Source organism: Alcanivorax sp. HI0083 (assembly GCF_001635175.1).
The window spans coordinates 1-2,144 of sequence record NZ_LWFX01001547.1; the positions used below are offsets into that span (position 1 = coordinate 1).

Consider the following 2,144-nt stretch of genomic DNA (forward strand, 5'->3'; position numbering starts at 1 on the left):
AGGAACATCAGACCACCACGACGACCGCCACGGCCACCGCCGCCACCAAAGGAGAGCAGGAAGGTGAGCACGACCATGCCGATCAGTATCAACAGAGCCTTGAGGCCGCTGGGCTTGTCACGGGGTTGGCGTTCGCCTTGATATTCGCCCTTGATCGCTGCCTGGATGCTGGTTACCCCCGCCTGAATGCCGCCATAGAACTGGCCTTGACGAAAAGCCGGCAGGATTTCCTGCTGGACGATAACACTGGAAAGCGCATCCGTGAGGACACCTTCCAGGCCATAGCCCACTTCGATGCGCACCTTGCGATCATTGGGGGCGACGATCAGCAGCACACCGTTGTCGTTCTCTTTGCTACCAATGCCCCATTCACGGCCCAGTTGATAGCCATAATCGGCAATGTCGTAGCCCTGCAAATCGGACAGGGTGACCACCACCAGCTGATTGGACGTGTTCTGTTCTGCGGCGGCCAGGGCCTGGGTGAGGCTCCGGGTCTGGGCGGGGGTCAGCAACCCCGCTTCATCAACCACCCGGCCGGACAGCGCCGGAAACTCCGGCGCCGCCCACAGCGAGGCGCTGAGCAGCAGAACAATCAGTGCAAAATAGCGCATTAAACCCTGCCCTAGTTAAAGTTCACGGAGGGAGCCTGGTCCGCGTCTTCGGCGGTAGCTTCATAGGTTTCGCGGGTTTCCATGTCGCTGTACAGGAAGCTGTGCCACAGGCGACCGGGGAAGGTGCGAATTTCCGTGTTGTATTGCTGCACCGCAGCGATGTAATCCCGGCGCGCCACACTGATGCGATTTTCCGTGCCTTCCAGCTGCGATTGCAGGGCCAGGAAGTTCTGGTTGGCCTTCAAATCCGGGTAGCGTTCTGCCACCACCATCAGCCGCTGCAGGGCGGACCCCAGTTGACGCTGGGCCTGCTCGAACTGCTTCAGTTTTTCCGGATTATTGAGCATGTTGCCATCCACCTGGATGGAACCCACCTTGGCCCGGGCCTGGGTGACATCCACCAGCACTTCCTGCTCGTGGCTGGCATAGCCCTTGACCGTGTTGACCAGGTTGGGAATCAGGTCGGCACGGCGCTGGTACTGGTTTTCCACCTGGGACCAGGCCGCTTTGACCTGCTCGTCATAGGTAGGAATGTTGTTGATGCCACAGCCGCTCAACCAGCCTGCCAGCAATACCAGCATGGCGCTGCGCCACACCGTGGCCATGCGCGGCATCGTCCGCGCGGTCAGTGTCTTTGTCATCGATCCGGTCTCCTTGATGGTGTTTGTGTTGTCAGAATCGTCACGGCTCTCTGAGCGTCTCGACCCAGACCGACAGCGGCCGCTGCCGTTTTTCTGCTTGCAGGGCCGCCAGCAACCGTTGTTTGTCGCGGCGGCTTAACCGTTTTATCCGTGCCTCCAGCTGACTGGCGGAGGCCCTGTCGCCCCCCGGCAGTAGCAACACCGGGCGCACCGGGCGGCGGGCCCGGGTATAACGCGCCCCTTTCGGGCTGGTGTTGTGCTCGTGAAACCGGCGTGCCGGTTCGGTGCTGATCCCGGTATACAATGACCGGTCCGCACACTCCACCATATACACCCACCACTGTTGCATGGTTTTACACCCACCCCTGCGATGGCTGGTATGATGCCAGAGACACTGCGCGCACTTAAGCGCCATTACAACAAACCTCAAGCGACAAGGATGCAATTATGGTGACCTATCTTTATTGGTTCCTGGTGGCAGCATTGGTCATTGGTACGCTGTTCGGTCTGGGCGTACGGCTGGGAAAATGGAAGCCCGCGCTGATTATTGCTGTGATCATCTGGCTGGCCGCCACCATCGCCTACTACTTCTGGCTTCAGCAGGTCTTCGTAAAACGCTTTGGCGGCACCATGCATATCACCGTGCCCGAAGAGCAGTACCACATCAGCGCCACCTGGAAAGATGACAACCTGTGGATCGAAAACTACAACCCGGAAACCAACGAGTGCATTTTCCGGGAATATTCCCGTGGCAACATGCTGGAAGGGAAAGTGGTCATCAAGAACTGTAGCCCGCTGCAAAGCACCGGCATGGTTCTGCCTAAAGATTCCGCTGTGCAGTAGCCATAACCCCCCGCGCCAACCGTGACTCTGTGCAGGGTTGGCGCTATCC

General features: G+C 59.1%; 4 protein-coding genes. 1 reads left to right on the forward strand and 3 read right to left on the reverse strand.

Annotation, left to right across the window (positions count from 1 at the left end; translation table 11 throughout):
* The 3 genes from A3754_RS23200 to A3754_RS23210 form a co-directional block, all read right to left on the reverse strand.
* Window positions 1-611 (reverse strand): YgcG family protein (locus A3754_RS23200; RefSeq protein ID WP_063521469.1); only part of this gene is annotated, 611 nt, incomplete at its 3' end.
* A gap of 11 nt (window positions 612-622) precedes the next feature.
* Window positions 623-1,252: a LemA family protein gene (locus tag A3754_RS23205; RefSeq protein ID WP_197468806.1), complete on the reverse strand. Its 630-nt coding sequence runs from the start codon at window positions 1,250-1,252 to the stop codon at window positions 623-625.
* Window positions 1,253-1,292: 40 nt separating this feature from the next.
* Window positions 1,293-1,601: a GIY-YIG nuclease family protein gene (locus A3754_RS23210; RefSeq protein WP_063521470.1), complete on the reverse strand. Its 309-nt coding sequence runs from the start codon at window positions 1,599-1,601 to the stop codon at window positions 1,293-1,295.
* 98 nt (window positions 1,602-1,699) lie between these two features.
* Here A3754_RS23210 and A3754_RS23215 point away from each other — a divergent pair, with 98 nt between their 5' ends.
* Window positions 1,700-2,095 (forward strand): hypothetical protein, encoded by a 396-nt coding sequence (locus A3754_RS23215; RefSeq protein WP_063521471.1) that lies wholly within the window; start codon window positions 1,700-1,702, stop codon window positions 2,093-2,095.
* Window positions 2,096-2,144 lie beyond the last annotated feature (49 nt).